At 39.5% G+C, this 25,906-nt stretch carries 17 protein-coding genes and 1 tRNA gene (1 of these 18 cut by a window edge); 13 read left to right on the top strand and 5 right to left on the bottom strand.

Annotation, left to right across the window (positions count from 1 at the left end; genetic code table 11):
- Both gltB and GVT53_RS14200 read right to left on the bottom strand, forming a co-directional pair.
- Positions 1 to 3,940: the 5' portion of a glutamate synthase large subunit gene (gene gltB, locus GVT53_RS14205; protein ID WP_166250501.1), read on the bottom strand. Its footprint begins 566 nt before the window's first position; the window shows 3,940 of its 4,506 coding nt (coding positions 1-3,940); it begins with the start codon at positions 3,938 to 3,940; the stop codon falls past the left edge of the window.
- 309 nt (positions 3,941 to 4,249) lie between these two features.
- Complete coding sequence (locus GVT53_RS14200; RefSeq protein ID WP_166249168.1) at positions 4,250 to 5,392, bottom strand: acyl-CoA dehydrogenase; 1,143 nt, start codon at positions 5,390 to 5,392, stop codon at positions 4,250 to 4,252.
- 236 nt (positions 5,393 to 5,628) lie between these two features.
- Between GVT53_RS14200 and nhaD the strand changes: the two genes are divergently transcribed.
- The 7 genes from nhaD to GVT53_RS14165 all read left to right on the top strand — a co-directional run bounded on the left by nhaD (position 5,629) and on the right by GVT53_RS14165 (position 11,892).
- Complete coding sequence (gene nhaD / locus GVT53_RS14195; protein WP_166249167.1) at positions 5,629 to 7,017, top strand: sodium:proton antiporter NhaD; 1,389 nt, start codon at positions 5,629 to 5,631, stop codon at positions 7,015 to 7,017.
- A 56-nt stretch (positions 7,018 to 7,073) separates the two neighbouring features.
- Positions 7,074 to 7,766, top strand: a complete 693-nt coding sequence (locus GVT53_RS14190; RefSeq protein WP_166249166.1) for a MotA/TolQ/ExbB proton channel family protein — start codon at positions 7,074 to 7,076, stop codon at positions 7,764 to 7,766.
- Between the two features lie 9 nt (positions 7,767 to 7,775).
- The gene (locus GVT53_RS14185; RefSeq protein WP_100816272.1) at positions 7,776 to 8,162 is read left to right on the top strand and encodes an ExbD/TolR family protein; all 387 of its coding nucleotides are present in this window, start codon (positions 7,776 to 7,778) and stop codon (positions 8,160 to 8,162) included.
- Positions 8,162 to 9,040 (top strand): DUF1682 domain-containing protein, encoded by an 879-nt coding sequence (locus GVT53_RS14180; RefSeq protein WP_166249165.1) that lies wholly within the window; start codon positions 8,162 to 8,164, stop codon positions 9,038 to 9,040. The genes GVT53_RS14185 and GVT53_RS14180 overlap by 1 nt, the downstream gene beginning before the upstream one ends.
- The gene (locus GVT53_RS14175; protein ID WP_166249164.1) at positions 9,040 to 10,251 is read left to right on the top strand and encodes a bifunctional folylpolyglutamate synthase/dihydrofolate synthase; all 1,212 of its coding nucleotides are present in this window, start codon (positions 9,040 to 9,042) and stop codon (positions 10,249 to 10,251) included. Before GVT53_RS14180 ends, GVT53_RS14175 begins: the two co-directional genes overlap by 1 nt.
- 70 nt (positions 10,252 to 10,321) lie before the next feature.
- A tRNA-Val gene (locus GVT53_RS14170) sits at positions 10,322 to 10,396 on the top strand.
- Between the two features lie 341 nt (positions 10,397 to 10,737).
- Positions 10,738 to 11,892 (top strand): site-specific integrase, encoded by a 1,155-nt coding sequence (locus GVT53_RS14165; protein ID WP_240905027.1) that lies wholly within the window; start codon positions 10,738 to 10,740, stop codon positions 11,890 to 11,892.
- On the opposite strand, the gene GVT53_RS14160 is transcribed toward GVT53_RS14165, so the two are convergent.
- Positions 11,889 to 13,097: a gliding motility protein GldB-related protein gene (locus GVT53_RS14160; RefSeq protein WP_166249162.1), complete on the bottom strand. Its 1,209-nt coding sequence runs from the start codon at positions 13,095 to 13,097 to the stop codon at positions 11,889 to 11,891. The two genes, GVT53_RS14165 and GVT53_RS14160, sit on opposite strands and share 4 nt — an antisense overlap.
- A 1,136-nt stretch (positions 13,098 to 14,233) precedes the next feature.
- Complete coding sequence (locus GVT53_RS14155) at positions 14,234 to 14,983, bottom strand: LytR/AlgR family response regulator transcription factor (RefSeq protein WP_166249161.1); 750 nt, start codon at positions 14,981 to 14,983, stop codon at positions 14,234 to 14,236.
- A 45-nt stretch (positions 14,984 to 15,028) separates the two neighbouring features.
- Here GVT53_RS14155 and GVT53_RS14150 point away from each other — a divergent pair, with 45 nt between their 5' ends.
- The 6 genes from GVT53_RS14150 (at position 15,029) to GVT53_RS14125 (ending at position 24,127) form a co-directional block, all read left to right on the top strand.
- Positions 15,029 to 16,903: a histidine kinase gene (locus tag GVT53_RS14150; RefSeq protein ID WP_166249160.1), complete on the top strand. Its 1,875-nt coding sequence runs from the start codon at positions 15,029 to 15,031 to the stop codon at positions 16,901 to 16,903.
- 329 nt (positions 16,904 to 17,232) lie between these two features.
- Positions 17,233 to 18,840, top strand: coding sequence for a vitamin K epoxide reductase family protein (locus GVT53_RS14145; RefSeq protein WP_166249159.1), 1,608 nt, complete (start codon positions 17,233 to 17,235; stop codon positions 18,838 to 18,840).
- A gap of 115 nt (positions 18,841 to 18,955) precedes the next feature.
- Positions 18,956 to 19,141: a hypothetical protein gene (locus GVT53_RS14140; protein WP_166249158.1), complete on the top strand. Its 186-nt coding sequence runs from the start codon at positions 18,956 to 18,958 to the stop codon at positions 19,139 to 19,141.
- A gap of 71 nt (positions 19,142 to 19,212) precedes the next feature.
- Complete coding sequence (locus tag GVT53_RS14135; RefSeq protein WP_166249157.1) at positions 19,213 to 21,411, top strand: peptidase domain-containing ABC transporter; 2,199 nt, start codon at positions 19,213 to 19,215, stop codon at positions 21,409 to 21,411.
- 10 nt (positions 21,412 to 21,421) lie between these two features.
- Positions 21,422 to 22,165 (top strand): biotin/lipoyl attachment domain-containing protein, encoded by a 744-nt coding sequence (locus tag GVT53_RS14130; RefSeq protein ID WP_166249156.1) that lies wholly within the window; start codon positions 21,422 to 21,424, stop codon positions 22,163 to 22,165.
- Positions 22,166 to 23,089: 924 nt separating this feature from the next.
- Entirely contained in the window at positions 23,090 to 24,127 is a 1,038-nt protein-coding gene (locus GVT53_RS14125) for a sugar kinase (protein WP_166249155.1), read from the top strand.
- 122 nt (positions 24,128 to 24,249) lie between these two features.
- Here GVT53_RS14125 and GVT53_RS14120 read toward each other — a convergent pair whose 3' ends face one another.
- The gene (locus tag GVT53_RS14120; RefSeq protein WP_166249154.1) at positions 24,250 to 25,902 is read right to left on the bottom strand and encodes a sodium:solute symporter; all 1,653 of its coding nucleotides are present in this window, start codon (positions 25,900 to 25,902) and stop codon (positions 24,250 to 24,252) included.
- Between the last annotated feature and the right edge of the window lie 4 nt (positions 25,903 to 25,906).

The raw sequence follows: 25,906 nt of genomic DNA, 5'->3' as shown, positions 1-25,906 counted from the left end.
CGTTTACGATCATAGTGAGCCCTTTTGTGGCAAAAGCCCCAAAGCTTTGTCCGGCAGAACCTGTAAAATTTAACTTAAGCGTGTTTTCAGGTAACCCCTCTTCCCCATAAATTTTTGAAATTTCATTACTCATGATGGCTCCAACGGCTCTGTCCGTGTTCTTGATAGGGAAATCCAGTGTGGTCTTCTCTTTCCTGAACAATGCAGGGTGTGCCTTTCCTATAATTTCAAACTCTATGGATTTGCTGATGTCGTGAACCTGCTTTTCTGTATTGTACAGTTTTGTTCCCTCTGGAACGTCGATTCGGTACAAAATGGGAGTAAGGTCAATTCCGGCCGCTTTGTAATGTTCAATGGCTTTTTTCCTATCCAGTTTCTGTACTTGTCCGACCATTTCATTCAAGGTCCTGAAACCTAGTTTGGCCATAATTTCGCGTAGTTCTTGTGCCACAAAGTACATATAGTTGACAACGTGTTCCGGTTTCCCTTGGAACTTTTTGCGCAATTCGGGGTTTTGTGTGGCAATACCTACCGGGCAAGTGTTCAGGTGGCAAACGCGCATCATGATACAGCCCGATGCAACCAACGGTGCCGTTGCAAAACCGAATTCCTCTGCTCCTAACAAGCAAGCAATAGCGACATCGCGTCCGGTCTTTAACTGTCCATCGCACTCGAGAACAACCCTGTTTCTTAAGTCGTTCAATACCAAAGTCTGTTGGGCTTCTGCGATTCCCAGTTCCCAAGGCAGTCCGGCATGTTTTAAAGAAGTCAATGGTGATGCTCCTGTTCCTCCGTCAAATCCGGAAATCAATATGACATCGGCCTTTGCTTTGGCCACACCGGCAGCGACCGTTCCAACACCAACTTCTGATACCAACTTCACGTTGACACGGGCTTCCCTGTTTGCGGATTTTAAATCATAGATCAATTGCGATAAATCTTCAATCGAATAAATGTCGTGGTGCGGCGGAGGGGAAATCAACCCTACGTAAGGAGTGGAATTCCTAGTTTTGGCAATGGCCGGATTAACTTTAGGGCCTGGCAATTGTCCGCCTTCGCCCGGTTTGGCCCCTTGGGCCATTTTAATCTGTATTTCCTGTGCGCTGGTCAAATAGTTGGAGGTTACCCCAAATCTACCCGAGGCCACTTGTTTTATGGCGCTGTTCTTCCAGTCACCGGTTTGACTTTTGTAGAAACGAGCGATATCCTCGCCACCTTCACCGGAATTGCTCTTGCCTCCGATTCGGTTCATGGCGACAGCAAGATTTTCATGGGCCTCCTTACTGATACTTCCGTAGGACATGGCCCCGGTCTTGAACCTTTTTACGATTTCGGTCCAAGGTTCCACTTCTTCAATGGGAATAGGATCATAGTTCGAAAACTCGAACAGTCCACGGATGGTCATCAGGTGTTTGGATTGCTCGTTGACGAGTTTGGAATATTCTTTATAGGTATCCGGCTCGTTGTTGCGTACCGATTTTTGGAGCATGGCGACACTTAATGGATTGAACATGTGCTTTTCACCATTTCTCCTCCAGCGGTACTCCCCACCAACCTCAATGTCGAGATTTGCAGATATATTTTGTGATAGAAATGCCTTTTTGTGGCGTTTGGTCACCTCTTTTTCAATCTCATACAACCCAATGCCTTGGATTCGGGTCGGGGTGTTCGGGAAATATTTGTCAACCACAGTGGTGTTGATACCGATACACTCGAACAATTGGGAACCACGATAGGAATTAAGTGTGGATATTCCAATTTTGTTCATCACCTTCAAGATGCCTTTTCCAATAGCTTTATTGTAATTTTTGACGGCTTCCTCAAAAGTATAATCGGTAATGTTGTTTTCCTCGATTTGTTCACCGATGATCTCGTTCACCAAATACGGGTTGATGGCACTTGCGCCAAAACCGAAAAGGAGTGCAAAATGATGAACCTCCCTTGGTTCGGCCGATTCTATAATGATGCTCAACTTGGAACGCTTGCCTAACTTTCTAAGACCACTATTTACGTAAGAACAGGCCAAAAGTGCCGGGATGGGTGCCATTTCGGCACTCACCATTCTATCCGACAAGATGATGATGTTGGCATCTTCATCAATAGCATTTGAAGCTTGCTTCAAAATGCCGTCCAAGGCCTCTTCCAGGCCATTGTGCCCCTTTTTAATTTCGTAGAGCATGGAAATGGAGACAACTTTATAGTCTGGACTGGCATCGTAATTTTTGATCTTGTCCAAATCTTCCTTGGAAATAACGGGGTTTTGGATTTTCAGTTTGCGGCAATGCAATTCGGAAAAATCAAAAATATTGTGGTCGCTGCCCAAGGTCAAACTAATGTCCGTGATCAATTCCTCGCGGATACCGTCCAAAGGAGGGTTGGTTACCTGCGCAAACAATTGTTTAAAGTAATTGTATATCAACTGTGGGCGTTCGGACAATACGGCGATCGGTGTATCGGAACCCATAGAGCCAATCGGCTCCTTGCCATTTTGTGCCATCGGCATTATGATGGTGTTGATATCTTCTTGGGTATAGCCGAATGCGGTTCTCCTGGTCTGAAGCGGGAATTCCCCAAAGAACACTGGGCAATCGTTGTACGGAATGTCCCTTAAGTGGACCAGATTGTTCTTTAACCATTCTTTATATGGATGTTTTTTGGCTATGGCTTCCTTGATTTCTTCATCGTTTACGATCCGTCCCTCTTCCATGTTCACCAAGAACATTTTTCCGGGCTCCAATCTTCCGTGGAATTCGATGTCTTCCGGTTCCAATTCAACGACCCCGGTTTCGGAGGACATGATCACATATCCTTTTTTGGTTACGGAGTATCTGGATGGGCGGAGTCCGTTTCTGTCCAATACGGCACCAATGTAGTTTCCATCCGTGAACGGTATGGATGCGGGCCCGTCCCAAGGTTCCATAAGGCATGAGTTGTATTCGTAGAAGGCTCTCTTGGCTTCGGACATGTCCGGATTTTTTTCCCATGCCTCCGGCACCAACATCATCATTACTTCTGGTAGCGACCGTCCTGTCATCAATAATAGCTCAACAACCATATCCATGCTGGCGGAATCGGATTTTGCCGGCAATACAATGGGAAGTATTTCTTTGATGTCCTCACCAAACCAGTCGCTCTCCATCAATTCCTCGCGCGAGCGCATACGTGAAACGTTTCCTCTTAAAGTATTTATTTCCCCGTTATGGCACATATACCTGAAAGGTTGCGCCAAATCCCAATTGGGAAAAGTGTTGGTGGAAAATCTTTGGTGCACCAGTGCCAAGCGTGTAACTACGCGAGGGTCCAAAAGGTCTTCGTAGTATCTGCTGATATCCTTAGGGACCAAAAGCCCTTTAAAGATGATGATTTTTGTGGATAGACTGGGCAGATAGAAGAATTCACTTTCTGAAAGTTTGCTGTCTATAACCGTATGTTCCGTGATTTTACGTGCTATAAAAAGTTTAAGGTTGAACTGGAACTCATCCAAATCCTCCCCTTTTCCAACAAACACCTGCATTACATAAGGTTCGGTCTCTGCCGCTATTCTTCCGGGCACGGAACGATTCACGGGAACGTGTCGCCATCCTAATAATTGGAGTCCTTGCTTTTTTATGTTTTCTTCAAAAACCTGTATGCAAAAGTTGCGCTGGTTTTCTTTTTGTGGTAGAAATACGTTGCCAACGGCATACTCACCGGCCTCCGGCAATTCAAATTTGCAGGTATCCTTAAAAAATGCATGCGGAATATCTATCAAGATACCTGCGCCATCACCTGTTTTTCCATCTGAACTCACAGCTCCCCTGTGTTCCAATTTATCAAGAATCTCTAGGGCTTTGTGAATTATGTCATTGGACTTAATTCCTTTTAAGCTGCAGATAAATCCTGCACCGCAGTTGTCGTGCTCAAATTCCGGTAGGTATAAACCTTGTTTCTTCAATCCCATCATTAACGTATTTCCTCAAAAATATCAAAATTGATGTATAAATAATAAGGTTTTCGCTGATTATCAGATAAATAATCAACGTATTGTTTGTGGGGTTAAAAAAAATTCAATTTAGGAATTAATGGAATGTTAAATTATCATTATCTCAAATAGAGTGTTGAAAATAGTTTCTTCCCTATTTCGATAAGAGTGTTTTGCTCTTTAGGGAGGTATTTTTGAGATGGGTGCTTGCTAAAATAAGGGGAGATGTGGATTGGTCTATCCTTTTTGATAAAGGAACCCCCTCTTTTGGGAGGGGGTGTATGTTTTTTAATCTTTTAAGATACTTCTGGAGATGACAATTTTCTGGATTTCGGAGGTACCTTCATAAATCTGTGTGATTTTGGCGTCCCTCATCAACCGTTCTACATGGTAGTCTTTCACGTATCCGTTTCCACCATGTATTTGGACGGCTTCTACCGCTGTTTCCATGGCAACTTCGGAAGCGTACAGTTTTGCCATGGCTCCGGAGAGGGTGTAATCGTTTCCAGTATCCTTATCGCAGGCCGCTTGGTAGACCAAATGGCGGGCCGCCTGTATTTTGGTGTGCATATCCGCCAGTTTGAATGCAATTGCTTGGTGGTTTGCTATTTCTGTGCCGAAGGCCTTGCGTTCTTTTGAATATTTAAGTGCCAATTCGTAAGCTCCTGCGGCAATGCCCAATGCCTGTGCGGCGATTCCTATTCGACCACCGGCCAGGGTTTTCATGGCAAATTTAAAACCGAAACCGTCATCGCCAATGCGGTTTTCTTTTGGCACCTTTACATCGTTGAACATTAAGGAGTGGGTATCGCTTCCCCGAATGCCCAGTTTATTTTCTTTGGGGCCAATATCAAAACCATCCATGTTTTTTTCAACAATCAGGGCATTGATGCCGTGGTGGTCTTTGTCCCGGTCTGTTTGGGCGATGACCAGGTAAACTTCGGCTTGGTTTCCGTTGGTAATCCAGTTTTTTGTACCGTTTAATATATAGTGGTCACCGTTGTCTATGGCCGTTGTTTTCTGGGAAGTTGCATCACTCCCGGCCTCGGGCTCGGAAAGACAGAACGCGCCTATGATCTCTCCCGTTGCCAAACGGGTCAGGTATTTTTGTTTTTGCTCTTCGCTTCCGTAGGTTTCCAGTCCCCAGCATACCAATGAGTTGTTCACGGATACCATCACCGAAGCAGATGCGTCTATCTTGGACAGTTCTTCCATGGCCAGAACGTAGGATAGCGTACCAAGGCCGCTGCCTCCATATTTTTCGTTGACCATCATGCCCATAAATCCAAGTTCTCCCATTTTTCTAACGAGCTCACTCGGGAACTTTTGGGCTTCATCACGCTCAATTACCCCTGGCAAAAGCTCGTTTTGGGCAAAATCCTTTGCCGCTTGTTGTATCATTAACTGTTCTTCGGAAAGTGTGAAATCCATAAAACTGAATAATATTTAAAAACTACCTACAAATATAGCTTTCTAGTATTAATATTTTATAAAACATAATGGTTAAATGAGAATGATTGAATTTTTCTTCGAATGAAAATACTTTGTTCCTTCCCCTTTGCTTATTTTTATACCAATTAGATTATGCGGAAATATTCATTTTGAATATCTTTAGCCACACAGATAACTGCTCAAAAATATTATTCCTTAATTAAACCAAACTTAACATGGAAACCCTTTTAGTTGTCATTTTTGTAATTGGATATTTGGCAATTACCCTTGAACATAATTTAAAAATAGATAAGCTTATCCCCGCTTTGGCCATGATGGCCATTTTGTGGGCCTTGATGGCTTTTGGCATCGATGGTTTTACCACTTGGTTCGATTCCGGGAACCATGCGTTGTTGGAGAACTTCGGGTCCTTTGGGCACGAAGAGAAGATGGAACTGATGGAGGAAACACTCCTGCACCATTTGGGAAAAACAGCCGAAATTTTGGTGTTCCTTCTTGGGGCAATGACCATTGTTGAGATCATTGACTATTTTGATGGTTTTGCCACCATAAAATCCTTTGTCAAAACAAGGAGCAAAAAGAAGATCCTTTGGATATTCTCTTTCTTGGCCTTTATCCTTTCCGCTATCATAGATAACTTGACTGCGACCATTGTACTTATTTCCATCCTTCAAAAAATTGTTAAGGACAGGGATGTTAGGCTCTGGTACGCCGGTTTGATCATTATCGCGGCAAATGCCGGGGGTGCATGGTCGCCGATCGGGGACGTTACCACTACCATGTTATGGATCGGGGACAAGGTTTCCACGGCAATGCTGATTGAGCACCTTTTGGTACCTTCTTTAGTTTGTATGTTGTTGCCTTCTTTTATCGCATCCTTTCTTCCTGCTTTCAAAGGAGAGATTGATGTAGATGAAGAAGATGGAGGGTCAAAATCCAAATACGGGCCAAGAATGCTTTATTTGGGACTTGGGGCCATTGTTTTTGTTCCCATTTTTAAAACGGTGACACATTTGCCTCCCTATGTGGGCATGATGTTGTCTTTGGCCGTTGTGGCAACTTTTGCCGAAATCTACAGTAATAAAAAGATCGCCATTTCTTCTGTGGACCAAGAAAGTGATGAGCATGCGCACCACAGCCCGGTACATAGCGCTTTGACCAAAATTGAATTGCCAAGTATTTTGTTCTTCTTGGGTATTTTGATGGCGGTTGCCGCATTGGAATCTTTGGGGCTGTTGTTCAACTTCGCCGAAGGACTAAAACAAGGTATGCCATTGATCGGAACAGAGATGGCCGGCACAAGGGTATCCGATTTGGTTGTGGTCTTACTGGGTGTAGGCTCGGCTATTATAGATAACGTTCCATTGGTGGCGGCCAGTTTAGGGATGTTCTCCGAGCCAATGGATGACCAATTGTGGCACTTTATCGCCTATTCCGCGGGAACAGGTGGTAGTATGTTGATTATTGGTTCCGCAGCAGGTGTTGTTGCCATGGGAATGGAGAAGATTGACTTCTTCTGGTACCTTAAAAAAATATCATGGTTGGCCTTTTTGGGCTTCATTGCCGGGGCAATTGTATTTATGGTGATGCGATATTTGTTCTAAAAAATACTTTAGTTCAAAAATCTCCGTTATTATTGCAAATAAATTGGGGATTTTATATGAATATTTTTCAAGAAGTAACGGAAGGCGCTGAGGCAACTGCCTCAATTTCCGAGGAAAAGACCTTGTCCGTAATCGATCTTATTGTAAATGGAGGAACAGGAAGTGTTATAATTATTATGGTGCTTTTTGTTCTTCTTTTTGTAGCCATGTACATTTATTTTGAACGCATTTTTGCCATTAAGGCAGCGTCCAAGATAGATAAGAACTTCATGAACCAGATTCGGGACCATATCAGCAATGGTAAACTGGAAGCTGCAAAATTGTTGTGTGCACAAACGGATTCTCCCGTAGCGCGACTTACCGAAAAAGGGGTTGCCCGTATCGGAAAACCTTTGGATGACATCAACACCGCGATTGAAAATGCAGGTACGCTCGAAGTGTACAAACTGGAAAAGAACGTTAGCGTATTGGCTACCGTTGCCGGTGCCGCACCTATGATCGGATTCTTGGGAACCGTAATTGGTATGATCTTGGCATTCCATGAGATGGCAAGTAGTGGCGGACAGGCAGAAATGGGCTCATTGGCATCAGGTATTTACACGGCCATGACCACAACGGTTGCTGGTCTGGTGGTAGGTATTATCGCTTATATTGGTTATAATCACTTGGTGAACAGGACTGATAAAGTGGTGCATCAAATGGAGGCCAATGCCGTAGAGTTTTTGGACCTTTTGAACGAACCAGTATAACCCTTGGCTATGAAACTGAAGGGAAGAAACAAAATAAGCCCGGAGTTCAGCATGTCATCAATGACGGATATCGTATTTCTGTTATTGGTCTTTTTCATGTTGACCTCCAATGCGCCAAATGCACTGGATTTGCTATTGCCAAAGGCAAAGGGTAAATCCACCAATACACAAAATGTTTCGGTCACCATAGATAAGAACCTGAAATATTTTGTGAACAACGAGCAGATCAACAAAGAATACATTGAAATTGAATTAAAAAAGGCACTTGAAGGTCAAGAGAAGCCGACAATCATCCTCAGAGCAGAAGAAAACGTGGCCATTAAAGAGGCAGTCAACGTAATGGACATTGCAAACAGGAACAGTTACAAGGTTATCTTGGCGGTGCGGCCAAAATAATGTCCTTTTTAGATACGAGACACAAGAAAAAATCCTTTACGCTCACAACATTGTTGTTGAGTGCACTCCTTCTATTGCTTTTTTATATTGGATTGACTTATCTGGATCCACCTATAGAAAAAGGAATTGCCGTCAATTTTGGAACCATGGAATTTGGTAGTGGCGAAGTACAACCTACGGAACCGGTACGCTCTGAACCTAGGGAGGTAGAGAGTCAACCCGAACCACAGGAAGTTGCGGAACCTGCCGAGCCAGAGGAGACCGTTGTCGAAGAAGCTCCTGTTGAAGAGGTCTTGACAAGCAATGACGAGGAGACCATCAAATTAAGACAACAACAAGAGGCCAAACGTAAGGCGGAAGAACAAGCAGAAAAGGCAAAAGCCGAAGCAGAACGAATTGCCAAGGAAAAGCGGGAGGCTGAGGAAAGAAAACGTCAGGAGCAGGAAGCCAAGAAAAAAAGTGTGGACGCCCTTATCGGTGGTATTGGAAAATCCGACGGCACCACTACAGGGAGCGAAGGCGACGATGATCGTGCAGGTGACAAGGGACAACCCGATGGTGATCCTTATGCCTCATCTTACTACGGTTCCCCTGGCAGTGGCACTGGAGGCTATGGATTAAGTGGAAGGTCCTTGGCCAACAAGGGCAAGGTACAGCAAGATTGTAACGAAGAAGGAAGGGTGGTTGTAAGAATTACCGTTGACAGGTCCGGAAAAGTTGTTAAAGCGGAACCCGGCGTAAAAGGTACCACGAACAATGCACCATGCTTATTGGAGCCAGCGCGAAAAACGGCATTGCTCCATAAATGGAATTCCGATTCCAACGCACCTTCTCAGCAAATCGGTTTTGTGGTCGTCAACTTTAAATTGGGGCAGTAGTGACCTATCAAGAAACGTTGGACTGGATGTTCGGACAGCTTCCGATGTACCAACAAAAAGGTGCTGCTGCATTGAATGCGAAGCTGGATAACATAATCCACTTCTGTGAAGTGTTGGACAATCCTCAGAGAAAATTCAAGAGCATCCATGTCGCGGGAACCAATGGCAAAGGTTCCAGTAGTCACATGTTGGCATCGATTCTTCAGGAAGCAGGTTATAAGGTAGGACTATATACTTCTCCCCATCTAAAGGATTTTAGGGAACGGATCAAAATAAATGGAAAGGTTGTTGGTGAAAGGTTCGTTATGGATTTTATAGCAAAGCATCAACCTTTTTTTGAGTACAACAAACTTTCTTTTTTTGAAATGACCGTTGGCATGGCCTTTAGTTATTTTGCAGAGGAGCAAGTGGACATTGCCGTAGTTGAAGTTGGATTGGGTGGACGTTTGGATTCCACCAATATTATAACCCCTGAGGTTTCCTTGATCACGAATATAGGAATGGACCACACCCAGTTTTTGGGCGATACCTTGGAGAAAATTGCTTTGGAAAAAGCTGGAATCATTAAGCCAAGAGTTCCTGTGGTCATTAGTGAGACCCAACCAGAGACGAAAATGATTTTCAACCTGATTGCACATCAGTTAAAATCGAACATAGTTTTTGCGGATAGAGAACCGGCAACGGGATATGCAACTGATTTGCTTGGTGAATATCAACATAAGAATATTAATGGGGTAATGGCGACCATTGCGCAATTAAAAGGTTTTGATATTTCTGATGAGGCTGTTTCTACGGGATTGAAAAATGTCGTGGCCAATACCGGACTTATGGGCAGGTGGCAGATATTGCAGCAAAACCCATTGGTGGTTTGTGATACGGCCCACAATAAGGAAGGGCTTCAATTGGTTTTGAAGCAAGTCGAAAAACAATCTTATAAAAAGCTCCACATTGTACTTGGTTTTGTAAGTGATAAAGATGTTAGATCGGTACTCCAACTTTTTCCGAAAGAGGCGCATTATTATTTTGTAAGACCTGGTATTCCTCGTGGATTGGATGCCAGTGCTCTTAAAGAAATGGCTAAGGAACAGGGGCTTATGGGCGAAAAATACGGTTCGGTACAACAGGGCTTTCAAAAAGCCTTGAGTAACGCCGATGACAAGGATATGATCTACGTGGGAGGAAGCACTTTTGTTGTTGCCGAAGTTGTGTGATTTTTTTCACTTTTTTGTTTTTTAAATCAAAAACAGTGTTATATTTGCACTCCCATTTAGCAAATTAAATGGGCGCTTAGCTCAGTTGGTTCAGAGCACCTCGTTTACACCGAGGGGGTCGGGGGTTCGAATCCCTCAGCGCCCACTTTTAGAGTTTAAACAAAAACAAAACCTTGCATATCTTATTGATTTGCAAGGTTTTGACTTTTTAGGCCTTTATTTAAATTGGTTTGATTTGATATGTTTTGGTTTGCAATTCGGTTAGTAAAATTTTTTCTGAAAAGTGTTAACCGAATAAGCCTGTAAATTACTATATTACAGCAACTTAGTGTTTGACTTTCGTAGGTGATTTTCGTTCAATTTAACACAAAACCTATGAGAACTCGGTCTACATTTTCAATCAGTTTTTGGATAAGCACTGCCCGGCGGAATGACGGAACCGCTAAGATTTATGCCCGTATCACCGTTGATTCACAACGAGTTAACATGAGCCTCAAATACACCATTCCTGCAGAAAGTTGGGACCGAAAGGGATCGAGGGTTCTGGGGCGCACAACGGAGGTGCAGGAAATCAACGCCTATTTAATGGAGGTTGAAACCGAGCTTTTCCAATGTTATCGTGAATTACGATCCAAAACGACCTACATTACACCTCAAATGGTCAAGGCGAAGTATTTCGGGGAGGATGAGAACCAAATGACATTAACGTCCCTATTTGAATACCATAACCTCCATGGCGCACATAATCTGGGTAAAGCGACCCTGAGCCATTATAAAACCACCCAGAAGTATTTATTGGGCTATCTAAAGAAGCACTATAAATGTGATGATTACAGATTGTCACAGCTCAACCATCAGTTTGTTGTGGGTTTCGAGACCTACTTGCGAAAACTACACCCTATCCACCATCACGGTAGACTTTCTAACAACGGGGCGATGAAACATATCCAGCGTTTGAGAAAGATGGTCAGAATGGCTGTGAACAATGAATGGATAGAAAAATACCCCTTTCAAAAATTTAAGATTAGGATGGAAAGAAAGGAAAGGGATTTTTTGACCTTGGAAGAATTACGAAAAATTCAGGATTTCCAAACCAAGATTGAACGGTTACGAATTGTAAAAGACTTATTTGTTTTTAGTTGCTACACGGGCATTGCCTATTGTGATATAATGAACTTAAATGAGGACAATCTCGTATTGGGTATCGATGGAAAGCATTGGATAAGTACAAAAAGACAAAAGACCAAGAACAGTTTTAGGCTGCCTTTAATGGGACCAGCATTGTCGATTGTCAAGAGATATCACTATCATCCAAAAAGACGTACAGATAAATTATTTCCTAAGATTTCCAATCAAAAATTAAATAGCTATCTGAAGGAGATCGCCGATTCATGCCAAATCAATAAACATATAACCTTTCATATGGCGAGACACACGTTCGCCACAACCATTACATTAAGTAATGGGATTCCCATAGAGACTGTTTCTAAGATATTGGGACATTCAGAGTTGGCCACGACCCAAATTTATGCAAGAGTATTGGATAACAAAATCAGTGAAGATATGAGTGGATTGGAATCCATCCTGGATACTAAGTTATCGGAATCAACTGATGATAATAAGAAGGTAATTGAAAATTAATTTGAATCAGATGTAGATGGTTTGATAGTGGTAAACTCAATTAGATATGGTTTGAGGGGTATACCTTGGCTATTCCTAAACCCTGAGCCTACAATGATCTGATAGGTTTTAGCTGCCTCCAAAGGTTCAATATTGAAATGAAGTGCCGTTTTGTCCTCAGAAAATCCGTGAAATTCTTTGAACCTAATCAGGTGTTCTTTTCCTAGTGGCCCAATTTCAAAATTGCGGAATCTTGTATCCATAGCATCTGAAAAATGGATGGTGAGGCTTTCAACGTCCGGATTTATATCTTCCTGTCTTTCATTAAAAGGTTCTACTTTGGTCACTTTGGGGCGGCTTTCTTCGAATCTTTTCTTATAATTTTCTAAAGGTTGTCCAAAATACTTTGAGTAGTTGACAAATTCAATCAACTCCATTTCATTATCAAAATCCAATTCCATCATTTTTTTTATGGCCAGTTCTTTGTTTGGTTCCTGATGGTAATATTTTTCACATATGGCGTAGCCAACATAATAGGCGAGATCACGCATGCCAAACTTATTGTTTGGACTGTTCCATATCCAATTCTGCAAATAAGGAGAAAACATTTCTTTGGAGAATTCGGTCTTGATTCTTTCGTTGTGTTCTTTTCCAAATTTTATTTGAGGATTTGGGGAATCTGTTTCCAATGCTCTTGTGCCAGCGAATTCGGCAACCCCTTCTATAAGTGTCTGGGCAAGTAGTGTTTTTCCGATGGTGGTTTTTTGCTGGGTATGGACATATTCGTGTATGTTCAAGAAAATAATATTCTCTTTGGGATTGTTCTCAAAATAAGGGACCAAATGGGAGAGCTGCTCAGGCAGTTCAAAACTTGGGGTAGTTTTATCGGCCAATGCAATTTCAGAACCTATCAAGACCAGGCTATCCATGGTTGTGCCACCACTTCTCAGGGCACCAATTGTAAAGTATATCTTGGAATCTTTTAGATCCGGGTATACAGCTCTTAAATCCTCAATCCCTTCTTCAAGTTCCTTACTGTAATTATTAACTTTATTTGTGTTTTCCCTAATCGATGACCAAAACTCCGGGTAGTTTCTGATTGCATCCAAATATTCGTCATTTGAATATCCTCGGGCATCAATCATTGCTTTTTGTCCTATTGAACTCTTTTTTATGAACAGCTCTTGTAAATAAGTGCCCTGTTGTATGGTATCTTCTGTCGACATTATTTTATCATATGCATTCCAGAAGTTATTTATATCTGAAGAGATAATGCTCAGTTCAGGTTTGTCATTTTTACAGCCAATAACAACGAAGAGGACAAGTAGGTAACAATATTTACGCATATGCCATTTAGGAATAAAGAGTATAGGGAAAGGCTTTTGTTACATTAAATCAAAATGTTTGATAAAATTGATTTGGCTTAATGAACATGATTTATAATTAGCCTGAATTTATGTGTAAAGACTTTTTGCCATAGCGAACCAATCTCATTTTAGAAAAATTACTCATGATATTGAATAATTAAGAAATGGATAAAATTGGTGTATTTAAAAAGTGTTTTTGAACACTTCAGTACGGCATTGATTATTTGATTTGACTTTCCTAAAGTCCGTACAAACCAAAGAACATTTATAGGGCAGCTGATTTTCAATCATGCTGTATTTATTCGGTCCCGCTTGCGGGACGAAGGGAATAGCAAGAGGGTGATGCGCAATTTGCGCCATCACGGTTGTTTTCGGGTCTTCAACAAGTTGAAAACCAGTGAATTGATAATATTTTGAAATACTGTTCAAAATCCTGGGCTACAGTAGACTTTTCCGATATCTACAGTAAACCCTTTGGGAAGCCCTGTAAACACAGGAAATTTTTGACGAAAAAGTTGACGCAATTTCACTAAAAAATAAAATCGCCCTATGGAAAAGCAATCTACAAATGGTAAAACAAGGAAAGGAGCCGGTGGTTATTCCAACATCACTGTAAAGAAAGAAGCGGCCATACGTTTTCGGAGCTATTCCAAAAAGTAGGTTGCGCCCTTTCGGGTTTTTGCTTCACGCTTATCTACCGGAACACTACAAAAACCCGATAGGATCCATACGCAAAAGTTAGGGTAAGTATTTGGGACGATTTCAGTTCAATAACATTTTACACCCACTTCTAGACCACTTAAAACCTTGATAAATATTTTAGTTATGTGAAAAACCTATTCTAAACATTAGAGTATCTATACTGGGTTAAACTTTTTAAACTTCATACGTCATTTGTCCACCCTGTTCCTTTATTGAAATAGTGCCAGGCTGCAGAAGCATTTCATAAATTTTTAGTTAGGTATATAATTAGGATTTGTGCATGAGAGTTTGATTCATTGATTTAAACTTCTCAACAATATTTCCAATATTTCTCTATTATTCTGACTTAATCTAATTTTTAAACCATTGTTAAGAATAATGGCTTCTTTCTTATAAATAGAAGCTATATGAACACTATTGATAAGGTCAAAACGGGTAATTCTAAAAAAGCCTTTATAACTTAAGACTTGTTCATAATATTTTAAAGGGTTGGAAGCCAACATATTTTGACCGTTTTGCAGGTTAAACCTGGTGTAATTACCTTCCGATTTACAATGGGTGATATCTATTAGGTCGACTGCTACATACTCATTCCCAGTGTGTATTAAGAATCTTGAGCCATTTTTATTCAAGAACTCATTCATGATTGTTAGTCGTTGCATATTCCATATTTTTTGACGTTTGTTTAAAAAATGGCCCAAAATGTCGACTAATTCCAATTCTTTGAATGGTTTTAGTAAATAGTTAAAAGCAAAGTATTCAAAAGCACGTGTTATAAATTGACTATGCCCTGTAATAAAAAGTACATCGAATGTATTTTCAGGGAAGTGTTGTAATATCTCAAATGATTCCCCATCCCTCAGCATAATATCCATTAACAATAAGTCTGCTTTCGACTTACTTAATTTTAAAATAGACTCTTTAACGGTACTGCTTTCACCAATGATTTGGAATTGAGGAAGGTAATCACTTACAATTTTTTTAATGTATTTTCTTGTTTCCTCATCATCTTCAATTATAAAAGTTGTTATCTTGTTTATCATTCTAAGGTTATTTCAGAACACAATTTAAGCCCTAATAATTTGCTGATGAAAAGAATAGCAATTATCATGATTATGTGGACAACATTGGTTCAAGCCCAGCTTGACCAATACAATCAAATTCAGATTGACACCTTTAAATTTCAACCTTTAGATAATGAAAATCTCAAACTCTTTAAAAATATCTTAGAAACCAACAATAATCTTTTAGGTTGGACAAAGTATTATTCCTATTTAGGGTATCATAAATTAAGAACGAAAGAACACGATTCGGCTATTTTTTATTCTAAGAAAGCAATTGAATATTTTGATAAAATGAAAATCAAACACCCTAATGAGGAAATGTCTTTGACATATGCCTATTATTCATTGGGCTATATTGAAAGATTAGAAGAGCTATATTCAAAATCGACAACCTATCTTCTAAGGGCCTTTGACCTTGCTGACAAATTCAAATTGGAAATTAAACCTTATATACTGAGTTCTCTGGCTGCCAATCACCTGTCTCTTGGTAATAATGAACTGTCTCTTTTCTACTATCAACGATGTATTAAGGATTCCAATTATCTAATATCTGATCAAGCTGCTATTTCCGCATTTAATCGTCTTGGCCTTTTGTACTCCAAGAACTATTTGAAATATCGGGATTCATCACTTTATTATTATCATAAAGCTATTAAAAGAAGCCTTGGGTCAAAATATAAAAATAACTTATCTGCCGTTTATGGTAATGCGGCAGAATGGTTTAGGGCTTCAAATATTGATTCGGCGTTGTGGTACTACAGAAAGTCGGTCGCTGCATATAAGGATTTTGTTTATGACCAAAATTCGTCCCATAATAAAACGAACAACTATCAGAATTTATATCAAAGCTATATTGATATCCATGAAAACAAAGCAGAGATTGCTATTGTTCATTTGCAAAATATGATTGATACAATGAAGTATTCTGTCAAGAATAGGAATGAGCGGGATTTGATATCGATGGCATATGAAAACTTGATTATGGCCTTTGAAAAGGAGGGTCGGCTTTATAATGCAAATAGAACATTGAAGGACCAAGTTGAATTTGAAGTTGACTTTAACAAATTACAAATGCGGCAAGAGTTGGAAAAATTACAATTGGATTTTGAGACCAAAAAACGGGAGGAGGAAATTAACCAACTTAAAAAAGAATCAGAACAAACGAATAAAATACTGGAACAACAGCGTACAATTACATGGAGCTCAATTGCATTAGGGTGTTTGTTTTTGGGGCTGGGAGGATTAATAATGCGGCAAAGGACAACAGGCCAGAAAATGAAAGAAATAACATTGGAGCAAAGGTTGTTGCGATCACAAATGAACCCTCATTTTTTGTCCAATGCATTAAATTCTGGTGTTCTTTTGATGGATACCGATAAAGAAAAAGCCAAGTTGTATATTCTTAGACTCGCTAAACTATTAAGGTTGACCTTAGAAAACTCAAGAACCGATTTAGTAGCTTTGGGTGATGAAATTCAAGCGCTTCAAAGTTTTTTGGAACTTCAATCCAATTTTTCCCAAAATTTTGATTTCAAAATTAAAATTGATCCCAAGCTGGATCAAGAAGAAATCCTAATTCCACCTATGTTGATTCAACCTCTTGTGGAAAACGCTATAATTCATGGTATTTCAGGTGCTTTTGAACGCGGAAGTATTATAGTGGAAATTGTTAAAATTGATACAAAATCACTCCTTTGTACAGTAAAGGATAATGGTCAAGGGTTCGATGGCACCCAAACTATCCCTGGAGAGCATACATCTTTGTCTCTTTCCATATTAAAAGAGCGTTTGGCGATTTACAATAAAAAGAATGGGAAACCTGCTTTATTTGAGATTAATAACCAAAAAAATCAAAGCGGAGCCGAAATTGTTTTTGCAGTACCCTATAAACATTTATAATTTCAAATTAATTCGTACATCCATTTCCTTGTTTTAGATGATGAATTCACATGTTCATCAATTAAAGCTTACATAAAAAATAAATACTTCTTTAATTGGTATAGTATAAATCCTACTCTATTGGGAAGGGTGATAAATGATTCTTTGTATGGGGGCAAATTGAGGAAGGCAAGTGGATTGAGAAAAACTAGTCTTTAAATGGTTTAAATCTTTATTAATAGACTTTACCTTCTATACGTGGTCATTTAAATAGGTGTAAAGAATTAAAAGGGCAATCAACCGATGATAGGGTTGATGTGGTTCCCCTGATTAATAATCAAATATTTTTTATGAAAAACCCTGTTTATGTGCTGGTTCTAACCTTTATTAAGCACAATGGTTATAAAGTTGACCCGAAAGAACTTGAATTTCAATTATTAAGCCACCCCACTTATCCAAGCCTGCATTCAATTACCGGGGTTCTTGATCATTTTGGGTTGGAAAACATAGCATTGGAGCTTCCCTTGGAAATCGGAATATTACCCGAGCTACCCAAAAGTTTTATGGCGGTCTCTAAACATGGGCAATACATGCTGGTCGATAAAAATAGGGAGGGATTCAAATTGCTATTTGAGGATGGAAAAAAGGAACAGCTATCCAATGAAGAATTTTTGGATCATTGGAACGGCATTGTACTGGGTATTGAAACTGAGGGCCATATTGAACCCAAAAAACAATCTATAAGAAAGATGCCCAATTATACATTGTCGCTGTTGGTCCTATCAATTTTAAGTGTCTACCTCTTGTATTCTTATCAATCAACCTTTGAAATCGTCCATTATTTGCTGGGGGTTGCGGGTTTATTTATTAGTATTCTCATTTCCTATCATGAATTGGGATTCCAGTCCAGGGCATTGGATAGAATTTGCGCCGTTAACAAGGCTACCAATTGTGACGCCGTTTTGCAATCTAAAGGGGCAAAGTTATTCGGTAACATCAAATTGAGTGTTATCAGCTTGATCTATTTTTCGGGAATCACGATTACGTGGTTTTTAAATTCCTTATTGGGACTTGAAAGTGGAGCATTGATTTTTGTCACCATACTTTCATTGCCAATCACCTTATTTTCGATTTTTTATCAATATAAAATTGTAAAGCAATGGTGTCCCCTTTGTTTGGGTATTATCGCTGTTTTGTGGGCTCAAAACTTAGCTATTGTCATTAATGGGATTTATGGTTTTTCAATGGGGGAAATGGCAACCTTGGTTTTGGGGTTACTCATGGCAACATCGATTTTGATTCCACTTCAATCGTTGTTAATTGAAAATGAATCGTTGAAAAAAGTAAAAATTGACCATTTCAAGTTCAAACGCAACTTTAAACTGTTCCATTCCTTGTTGCTAGCTTCAAAAACAATTGAGACATCCATCAAAAATTATGGGGACAAAGAAATTGTTTTAGGTGACCAAAATGCTCCACTTGAATTGTTATTGTTGACAAGCCCGTTATGTTTTTATTGTAAATCTACCCATGCGGATATGGAAAATCTCCTTAACCAATATCCGAATAGCTTTCAACTAACTATCCGATTTAATGTCAATGCGGAAAATCTTGAACATTCAGGCACCAAGGTATGTGCCAGATTGTTGGAACTGTACCATGAAAATGACGGAAATGTTCTGAAGCATGCCTTGGCTGAGGCCTATGCCGAAAATACCAATATGGAGAAATGGTTGGCAAAATGGGGGCACCCTGTCCAATTGGAAACTTTTGGTCAGGTGTTAAAGGAGCAACAAAAATGGAACCATAAAAACAAATTGCATTTCACCCCAGTTCTGCTTATTAATGGAAAGGAATTTCCTAAAGAATATCAACGGCAAGATCTCTTGTTTTTTATTGACGATCTGGTAGAACATGCCTTATTGCCAACTGAAGGCAATTATGTTTCGTTCCACTGAATTTATTTGGGCATTGCATTAGAAGCCCAACAAAATATCTTTTCGCGAAGGATGGACATAAATCTTGGATGTCCTTAAATGTCCAGGGTGTTATTAATTCTAAATGATTTTTAAAATGAAAAATTTAGCAAATTTAAAAGGAGTAAGGATTTTAGGTAAAGCTCAGCAAAAAGGAGTACAAGGCGGAGCATCGTCAGCTTGTGATGGCTCATGTAGTGGTATTGGATCAAAATGTCTTTACTATTGTAATGGATTCACCTACAAAGGTATTTGTACAGCACAAGGATGTATAGTTGTCTAATCAATTCACCAAACTTAGAATTCAATTAGCCAAAGGAATTTTCCTTTGGCTAACTAATTATTAAACAGTTAATGTTCACCTCAAATTTTCCTTTTTACAAGCAAGTAGACCTAAAAGATTGCGGTCCCACATGTCTTAAAATGATAGGCAAATACTACGGTAAAACCTTCGATATTCAAGATTTAAGATCTTATTCGGAGACCAATAGGGAAGGCAGTGATCTTTTGAATCTTTCTAAGGCATCCGAATTGTTGGGATTTCACAGTATAGGGGTACAACTAAGTTTTAATAAATTATTGGAGGTTCCATTGCCTTGTATTCTGCACTGGAACAAGGAGCATTATGTAGTACTCTATAAAATCAAAAAAGAAAAGATTTATGTGGCGGATCCCGGGCATGGATTACTTAGGTATAACACCAAAGATTTCATCAAATTTTGGATTGGTAACAATGCTGATGTAACTACCGAAGAAGGGATTGCCCTACTATTGGAACCAACACCCAAGTTTTACTCCAGGGATGATGGGAAGCCAAAAAAGAATGCTTATGATTTTAACTTCATTTTCAAATACCTTTTTAAATATAAACGCTTTGTTGTTCAATTGGCGATTGGGCTTTTAGCCAGTAGTCTACTGCAATTGTTCGTTCCTTTTTTAACTCAAAGTATTGTGGATGTCGGGATTAAAAATGAAGATTTGAACTTTATTTATCTAATCCTTATTGCCCAACTTTTCCTGTTTTTTGGTCGTACAGCTTTAGAGGTAATTCGAAGTTTTATAATGCTTCATTTGAGTACCCGGATCAACATATCGTTGATCTCGGATTTTTTTGTCAAATTGATGAACCTCCCCATTTCTTTTTTTGATGCGAAAATGACCGGTGACCTGTTGCAACGCATCAATGACCACCAGCGAGTTGAAAAAATACTTACGGTATCTTCTTTAAGTGTTCTCTTTTCAATGGTAAATTTTTTGATTTTTGGTATCATTTTAGCCTATTATAGTATTCAGATATTTACGATTTTCTTTATCGGGAGTGTACTCTATTTTATTTGGGTTCTTTTCTTTTTAAAAAAGAGACGGGAGCTGGACTACAAAAGGTTTTCTGAAATAAGCCAGGAACAAAGCAAAGTGATCGAGCTCATAAACGGAATGCAAGAAATCAAGCTTCACAATGCAGAAAGAAGGATGCGGTGGAATTGGGAATTTGTTCAAGCCCGATTGTTCAAAGTTGAGATGAAGAGCTTGACATTAGAACAGACCCAAAGTGTAGGTTCATCTTTCATTAATGAATTAAAGAATATTCTTATCACGGTATTGTCTGCAAAACTGGTCATCCAAAATGATATTACCCTAGGGATGATGGTTGCGATTTCTTTCATTGTGGGACAATTGAATGCCCCCGTAATGCAACTGATTACTTTTTTGAGGGAGATCCAAGATGCTAAAATTTCATTGGAAAGGCTTGCGGAAATCCATAATATGGATAACGAGGAAACCATAGATGCCAATACCTTGGTGAATGTTCCAGTTGACCAAGGTTTTAATTTAAGCAATGTAACATTCAAATATCCTGGCGGATTATCCAATGTGATAAAGAACCTTGATTTGATGATTCCGGCCAATCAAGTAACTGCAATTGTGGGGATAAGCGGAAGTGGAAAAACAACTTTGATGAAAATGCTTTTAAGGTTCTATGAGCCTAATGAGGGCAGCATTTATATCGGTAAAAATAAACTCTCGGATTTCGCCCAAAGTTCATGGAGATCCAGTTGTGGTGTAGTTATGCAGGAAGGATATATCTTTAATGATACTATTGCCAGAAATATTGCAGTAGGTTCAGATGTGATTGATGAAAGGTCATTAGCTAAAGCTATAAAAATTGCCAATATCCAATCTTTTCTAGATGAATTGCCATTGGGTGTAAATACAAGGATAGGGCCAGAAGGCAAGGGGCTGAGTACAGGTCAGAAACAACGTTTGTTAATTGCCAGAGCGGTTTATAAGGACCCACATTTTCTATTTTTAGATGAAGCCACTTCGGCTTTGGATGCCAACAATGAACGTGTAATAATGGATAATCTACAAACCTTCTTTAAAGGCAAGACGTGTATTATTATCGCGCATAGGTTGAGTACTGTGAAGAAAGCGGATAATATTGTAGTGCTGGATTCAGGAAGAATAGCTGAATATGGAAATCATACTTCTCTTACTCAATTAAAGGGGGATTATTATCACTTGGTAAAAAATCAATTGGAATTGGGAAACTGAATTATGGGCTATGGAAAAAGTACATGAAACTAAGTTTAATATAAGAAGCGAAAGTGTCCAAGAAATTTTGGGAAGGGTTCCAAATGCTTTTATACGTTGGGGTAATACAATTATTCTTTTTTTAATACTGGGAATATTGATATTATCTTCAGTAATACATTATCCTATAGTTTTGGAAGGAAATTTTGAATTGGTGCCAAATGCAGTGGCAAAGGAGGTTCATGCTCCGATTTCGGGCACATTTATAAAATGGACTGGCAAAAATGGTTTATTAGTTGAAGATGGAGAGCGATTAGGGTTTATTAGTGGTTCACAAAATACGGTGTTTGAATTAAATTCACCACAATCGGGTAGTCTTCTTGTAGATCCATATCTTAAAGAAGGAAATTATGTCAATAAGGGTGATCTACTTTTTAAAATACTACTAACAAAACCTACTGATTACAATTTGTATTTCACAGTAAATACGGAACCACCATTTGATGCGATTAAAGAAGGGCAACATGTTCAGTTGAAAATTTATGTTAGTGACCTAAAACATGTAGTATTTCTTGGAAACATTGGTAATATTTCTTCGTCAAAAACAGGGGCTTATGAATTTAAAATTCTAGCTAATAATCTCTCTTCAAATAGTATCTCAAAATTTTTAGGAAAAAAATATAAAGCCGAAATTGAAATAGATAATCCCAAGCTTATAAAATACTTTTTTTCATCCAGTCTAGATGATTTAGAGCTTTTTAAGAAAGATTTGTAAAAGCTTGAATGAGTCTAAAACAATTTAGTGATTAGGTATTGAATACAATGTTTTTTAGGGGCTGAATTTTCTCAAGAGTCTAGTGATAAAACAATGATTTATCAATGTGATATAAGATTTCGTCGATGATTCAGTCAGCCCGACGCATTTTAGTGTTTGGTTTGGCAGATATGTTTGTTTAATATTTTATGGTTAATTTTGTTAGATACGAAGGCGAATTTCTAAAAACGGTCTGTAATTCGGTTAGTAAAAAAAGTATCAGCAAGGAAAAACCCAATAAACATAAGGGTTGGCAAAAGAGGTTCGAATCCCTCAGCGCCCACCAAGTAAAAACCTTTGATTTTTCGAAGGTTTTTTTGTTTTTAGCCCTTGTTTGAATTAGTTTGGTTTGAAATTCGGTTAATGAAATTCTTCTAAATAATATCAAGAGGAAAGACCAGATGCAAATAATCTCTAAAACGAAAAATTTGAGCTATCTGATATTTTTTTGTGGTGATTTGAAATTCAATCTTTTTTGCTGAGTTTGAGGGGGCCGAATTTTATCCAGTGAGGGGCGGTATACGATGTCCAATGTTTCCATATTTGAAGAGAATCACAGAATGGTCTTGGTATAGGGTTATTGTCTGTTTAGCAAAAGCGTGACTGTATTGGAGTGAGGAAATATGGATATTATGGTATTTCTCTGTACTACAGCTGATAATCCGCAGAGAAAGAATTCCTGGGTAAATAGCCTGTTTAAACCTAATTTTTGAACGTCCACATATTTTAAAGTTTTCAATTCAAATTTATACGGAAAGGAACACTATTTTGAAATTTCAAAATGTATTCAAATTGTTCCAAAAATCTTCGGGAAATCCAATCATATTTCTCAAGAATATAGTAGTTTGCTTGGACTTGTAATCTATGTTTAACAAATCAGCTAAAATGAAGAAAGTAGTAACATTTGGAGAGATTATGCTGCGATTGGCGCCCAAAGATAACCTCCGGTTTTCACAGGCATCGGAGTTTAATGTAATCTATGGGGGAGGTGAGTCCAACGTTGCAGTATCCTTGGCCAATTATGGCCTGCCGGTGGAGTTCGTGACCCGTTTGCCCAAAAACGACATTGGGGAGTGTGCACTCTTGGAAATGAGAAAACGCAATGTCGGAACCAATCACGTTGTTTTTGGTGGCGACAGATTGGGCATTTATTTTTTGGAAACCGGTGCGGTAAGTCGTGGAAGTAAGGTGGTCTATGATAGGGCACATTCCGCAATGGCAGAGATTGAACCAGGTAGCATTGATTGGAAATCTGTGTTTAAGGATGCCCATTGGTTTCATTGGACGGGAATAACACCTGCCATTTCACAAGGAGCGGCAGATACATGTTTGGAAGCTGTAAAGGTGGCAAGTGAAATGGGACTTACCATTTCCACCGATTTAAATTACAGGGCAAAATTGTGGAATTACGGAGTGGAACCCGAGACAATTATGACCCCCTTGGTTTCCTATTGTGATGTGATTTTAGGGAATGAGGAAGATGCCCACAAACACTTTGGAATTCATCCAAAAGGTTTGGATGTGCATAAAGATGGAAAAGATGTTACTGCGGAAGCGTTTCTATCCGTTTGCGAACAAATGATGGAAAAGTTTCCAAGAGCAAAAAAAGTAATCACCACCCTACGAGGTTCCATCAGCGCCTCGCACAATACATGGGCAGGTGTAATGTACGATGGAGAAAAAATGTACAAATCCCCAACATATCAAATCACACATATTGTGGATAGAGTAGGGGGAGGAGATAGCTTTATGGGAGGTCTCATTTATGGTTTAAATACTTACGAGGATGACCAAAGAGCATTGAACTTTGCCGTGGCAGCTTCCTGCTTGAAGCATACCATTTATGGCGATGCGAATTTGGCGACCATTGCGGAGGTTGAAAAGTTAATGGAAGGCGATGCTTCGGGACGAGTGGCCCGATAATTTTTTATTTTACAGAGATACAATCGATTGTGTTCGCAAACGGGAATGAATAAAAGTTGGATGTCATCAAATAAAAGCCCCGAACTTCGGGGCTTTTTTTATGTAATCTTTCCATGATGTAATTACCCCGTAAAGTAGGATAGGATGGCAATCACTATAACTACCAATAAAACTGAAAGTATTATATCGATGGTGCTATAACTGTCCTTGGAATTTACACGGTCTTCTGGAGAAAGTGTGCCAAAAGACAAGCCTTTAATGGTAGCATAGTTCGGTGGAGCGGTTGCTAATGTGACCGCAATACATAGTGCCACTGAAAACAAGAACATAAAAATGGCCATATGAGCAAAATTGACCGTTGCAAATTGGAACATAAATCCAGAAACCTCTGTTCCGGTTGTAATCTGCGGTTGATAATAAATCTCGGCCCCCAATCGTAAAATCAATAGTATTAGTCCAGCAAATAACGTGGTGATGGCCGCTTTGGAGTTTACTCTTTTCCATATGATCCCCAATAGGAATACCGTGGTCACGGGTGGTGCAATGTAAGATTGTACATTTTGCAAATACTGGTACATGACCCCACCGCCAATTTTGTCCATAATAGGAATCCAAATAATGCCAAGTACTACAATTATTCCGGTGGCAATCTTCCCTATGGTCAATAGTTCTCGTTCAGATTTGTCTGGACGTAACTTTTTGTAGATATCAATGGTGAAAATGGTAGAACAAGAGTTAAATACCGATGCCAATGAACTCATCAAAGCTGCCATAAGACCACCTGCTACCAAACCTTTCAATCCTACAGGAAGAAGTGTTTTCACCAACATAGGGAAAGCCCTATCGGCTCTGTCCACACTAAAGACTTCAGGATTTTGGATGGTCAACGCAAATGCTATGATACCGGGAATCAAGAAAATCAAAATGGGCATCAATTTAAGATAGGCTCCAAAAATGGCGCCTCTTCTACCAATTTTAATATTATTTGCTGCTAGGGTTCGTTGCACAATATATTGGTCCGTACACCAGTACCAGATGCCCACAATGGTTCCACCGAACAGCAAACCTGTCCATGGAAAGTCAGGGTCGCTCATAGGTCTCCACATATTAAAGTGGTCAGGGCTTACCGATGTTACCGTTTCATGCAGTTGGTTCCAACCACCTACTTCTTGCAATCCTAAATACGTAATGATCAAGGATCCCAGTATCAGGATCACCGTTTGCAATGTTTCGGTATAGATTACGGCCTTCATTCCACCTATAACTGTATATATTCCTGTAAATATCACTACTCCGATGGCTCCATACCAAAAGGGAATCCCCAACAGTTCGGAAACTACGATTCCACCGGCATAAATGGTCACCGAAACCTTGGTCAATACATAGGCGACCAAAGAAAAAATGGACAAAAACCAGCGAGATCTGCCATCGAAACGTTTTTCCAAAAATTCGGGCATTGTAAATGCCCCGCTTCGAATATAGAAGGGAAGGAACAACCAGCCCAGGAGCAATACAATCCAGGCGTGCAGCTCATAATGAGCCATAGGGGTGCCCGATTCAAACCCGGTACCCGCAAGCCCCACAACATGTTCAGAACCAATATTAGATGCAAATATGGAGGCGCCTATGACGAACCACCCCACGTTTCTACCCGCCAAAAAATAGTCTTCCGTGTTCTTATTTTTTTGGGATACCACCCACACGGCAACACCTATCAAGGCCAAAAAATAGATACCAAGTACAATCCAATCCGGCTTTTCTAATACTGATTCCATTATA

The organism is Flagellimonas oceani, assembly GCF_011068285.1.
Classification (GTDB): domain Bacteria; phylum Bacteroidota; class Bacteroidia; order Flavobacteriales; family Flavobacteriaceae; genus Flagellimonas; species Flagellimonas oceani.
Note: the sequence above shows the minus strand (reverse complement) of the source record. Positions and strands in the feature narration are given on the sequence as shown.